At 42.9% G+C, this 3,353-nt stretch carries 4 protein-coding genes; all 4 read left to right on the plus strand.

The features are described 5' to 3' along the window. On the plus strand, positions 1–221 hold a 221-nt coding region (locus tag CAG68_RS22380; RefSeq protein ID WP_237667881.1), incomplete at its 5' end, for a hypothetical protein. 336 nt (positions 222–557) lie between these two features. Continuing rightward, on the plus strand, positions 558–1,355 hold the full coding sequence (locus CAG68_RS14675; protein ID WP_025998525.1) for an SH3 domain-containing protein: 798 nt from the start codon (positions 558–560) through the stop codon (positions 1,353–1,355). A gap of 152 nt (positions 1,356–1,507) precedes the next feature. After that, entirely contained in the window at positions 1,508–2,056 is a 549-nt protein-coding gene (locus CAG68_RS14680; protein ID WP_033906038.1) for a phosphatase PAP2 family protein, read from the plus strand. A 3-nt stretch (positions 2,057–2,059) separates the two neighbouring features. Next, a complete protein-coding gene (locus tag CAG68_RS14685) occupies positions 2,060–3,106 on the plus strand; it encodes an MJ1255/VC2487 family glycosyltransferase (protein ID WP_086046511.1) in 1,047 nt (348 codons plus the stop codon). The last annotated feature ends 247 nt before the right edge of the window (positions 3,107–3,353 follow it).

Here is a 3,353-nt window from a genome sequence, read left to right on the forward strand (position 1 = left end):
CGCAATGTGGTGTCGAATATAATGACCTGATCGTTCATGTTTGCTTCCTTCCTGATTTCTGCACTTTCGCGCAAGTGAATCGTTTACTTCCAGTATTTAGATATAAAAAAACCCGCATTCTCATGCGGGTTCTTAGAAATTGGTGTGGTTATTTTTCTTCCACAGCCTACCCGCGCGAACTGGTCACGATCAGGAGGAGGCTAAGCAGGATAGAAAAATGAGCTGACATAGTTGTTAAGCTTTCCACATAATTAAGTTAACAAATTAGTACCGCACTCCATGAAGCGCGTCAACCCTAAAGTCGATTTTTTATTCATATCGGATGAGTCTTTTCGTTTGCTTGAAAAAAATGATGCACTAAGTGAAACGACATGATGCGATAGAAACGTGCTAGAAGAAGTAAGTTCTCATCAAGTTTGCGACGTTTCATTACCAAAACAAGCATCGGGATTGCGACTTGTCACACAAAGGTCCGAATTGTTTGGCAAAAGTTTTGAATGACCATTTATAGTAGTGCAGTTGCACTAGGTAAAAGAAATATAAGGGTTAGGGAAAGAATGAGGTTAACAAAACAATTTGGACGTTCAGCTATAGTATTTACTCTGGTCAGCTTGTCGGGTTGTCAGCTGTTTCAATCGCAGACCTATGTGGAAGTGGCTTCCCCCGTTGTTATGAATGATCACTCACAGAGCGTCATGGTCATTAATGATCAAATGGATCGATTTTTGAGTTATGAAGGACGCGAATCGTTCTTGAATCAGATGCTTGTTGCCCTTGAGTCTGACAGCCGAAATAAGTTTAAAGGTAAAGATCCGGAAACGTATTCTTGGTGGAAGATCCGCGTTCAACCTAGTGAGAAACAGCAAGCGGAAGTTTTCCGACCAACCACTGAAGGTGTCGATACTTCAAACCCAGTAGAGTTTATGGATGTTTCTTACCGCTCTAAGACCACATTAAACCTACGCTCCAAACCGAGTCTTGAAGGGGAAAAGCTTGGCGTATTATCGAAAGGGGAAGTCTTTAATGTGCTAGCAAAAGTAGTTGATCAACCTTGGTTTCTCGTTGAACAGAAAGGAGTGATAAAAGGTTATGTCCATAAGGATTATGCGCGCAGCAATGTGATAAATCGTGACATTTTATCTACACAGCCTAACCCTTTACTAGAGCCTAACTCGAGTAAAACGGAGCAAACGAGTATAGAGCATGAACTGTCGGGAAACTATACTTGCCGCTCACTGAGCTATGAGCTTACAAAAGATGGCGACATGACGACGGGCTCTTTGCGCGCCTGCCGCAAGAAGAGAAAAGTCTGGTATATAGACACCCCTCAACCGCAACTATCAAACCCTTCTTAATGTTCTATTTTTATGGTTATGCCCAATAGATAAATTGTTGGGCGCACCTTAATTTGGCCTTTGTCATTAATTGTCCAAACTCCCGTCATGCTGTTGTCACCTAAACCTCCTACTTTTCACAGAAAGGCGTTGTCAAAGTAAGGAAAGGTCACATGCGAACCATAGAGACAATTACACAGCCAATTGCAACCATTGCTAAGTTTGATTTAGCGCTCTCTAGTGTTTGTCTTAAGCACCGTTTTAATCAACAAGTCGCCAATATCAGTAAAGGAGTTTCCCACAGTGGTGACGGGCATCTTTACTTGGTGTTGGGGTTATTAGCTTGGTATTTAGATAAGGAGCAAGGAGTCTGGTTTTTACTGGCGGGTTTACTTGCTTTTGCTATCGAGCTACCAATTTATTGGACGCTGAAAAATAGTTTTAAGCGTCGTCGCCCTGAAGAGCTTAATGCACTCCTTCCTGCTTTTATTACACCCTCTGATCGCTACAGTCTTCCTTCAGGACACACTGCCGCTGCGTTTGTCATGGCGACGCTGATTGACCATTTCTATCCGAGCCTAGGCGTTGCTGCATTCTTTTGGGCAAGTTTAATCGGAACCGCGCGAATCTTATTGGGTGTGCACTTTTTTACCGATGTCATCATTGGTGCACTGCTTGGCAGTCTTTGTGGTGGATTAGCGATTGCGATGTTGGGAGGCTAATTGATGAAAATCTTGTACGGTGTTCAAGGGACAGGAAACGGACATATTGCACGCGCAAGGGCGATGAGTCATGCGTTTAAAGAGCACGATGTTGAGGTCGACTTTTTGTTTTCTGGGCGAGCGCCGGAAAAATACTTTTCAATGGAAGCATTTGGCGATTACCAGACTCGTCGAGGCTTCACCTTTATTACCGAAAAAGGCTCTGTAAACTACGCGAAAACAGCATTGAATAACAATTTGGTGCAGTTTTTCAAAGAAGTTAAGCAACTCGATCTGTCGTCCTACGATCTTATCATTAATGATTTCGAACCTGTGACTGCGTGGGCAGCGAGACAACAAAATAAGCCTTCTATTGGTATCAGCCACCAAAATGCTTTCCGTTATCCAGTGCCACTAAAGGGAGCAAGTTGGTTAGATAAATCCGTCATTGAATACTTTGCTCCCTCTCAGCACCACCTTGGTTTGCATTGGCATCATTTTGATCAACCTTTGTTACCACCAATAGTGCATACCGTCGATAGCCAAGCAGAAAACGACGACTTCGTGTTGGTGTATCTACCGTTCGAATCGATTGAAGATATCTCGGATTTATTGTTCCACTTTAATCAGCAAGCGTTTATCTGTTATCACCCGGATGTGATCGAATGTGAGCAGGTGGAAAACATAGAACTGCGCCCTTTATGCCACAGCAACTTCCAGCATCATTTGCATCGCTGTAGTGGTGTCATTGCTAATGGTGGGTTTGAGCTTCCTTCAGAAGCCTTGTCTTTGGGGAAAAAATTGTTACTAAAGCCACTCTCGGGTCAATTCGAGCAGCAGAGCAATGTTGCGACCTTAGAAGATTTAGGGCTTGCGATGTCGATGGAGAGCTTAGACATTTCCGCAGTACGCCAGTGGCTAAAGGAGCAACAAGCCGAAAGTGTGAAATACCCAGATGTTGCTCAGGCTATTGTTCATTGGGTACTGCAAGGTGCATGGGATTCAAAAGCAGAGTTATCCAGACAACTGTGGGAGCAGGTTGATTTTCCAAGTTACGTGTCGAACATTTAAGTACGTTGTTCTAAGTACATTGTTCCTTCCATTTTTGACACGATTTTGTTGCAGCCTTTCTGTTTGGAAGGCTGCATTTTTATTCTTCCTCTCTCATTTCTATTCAGTGTGTATTTGCTGATAATTTGACTGATAAGTGCAAAATTCAATCAGAGATATAGCTGCTATATGTTGTTCTTATCTCAACCAATAACTGAGCTAAATGCATGCTTGTGTTAACCGCCTGTCCTATCAATTTGCTAAATAC

It is taken from the genome of Vibrio sp. V42_P2S4T144 (genome assembly GCF_009904715.1).
Taxonomy (GTDB): domain Bacteria; phylum Pseudomonadota; class Gammaproteobacteria; order Enterobacterales; family Vibrionaceae; genus Vibrio; species Vibrio alginolyticus.

Bases quoted from the DNA above. Each gene is read 5' to 3' on its own strand.
- CAG68_RS14675 (WP_025998525.1), top strand. From the start codon at position 558: ATGAGGTTAACAAAACAATTTGGACGTTCAGCTATAGTATTTACTCTG.
- CAG68_RS14680 (WP_033906038.1), top strand. From the start codon at position 1,508: ATGCGAACCATAGAGACAATTACACAGCCAATTGCAACCATTGCTAAG.
- CAG68_RS14685 (WP_086046511.1), top strand. From the start codon at position 2,060: ATGAAAATCTTGTACGGTGTTCAAGGGACAGGAAACGGACATATTGCA.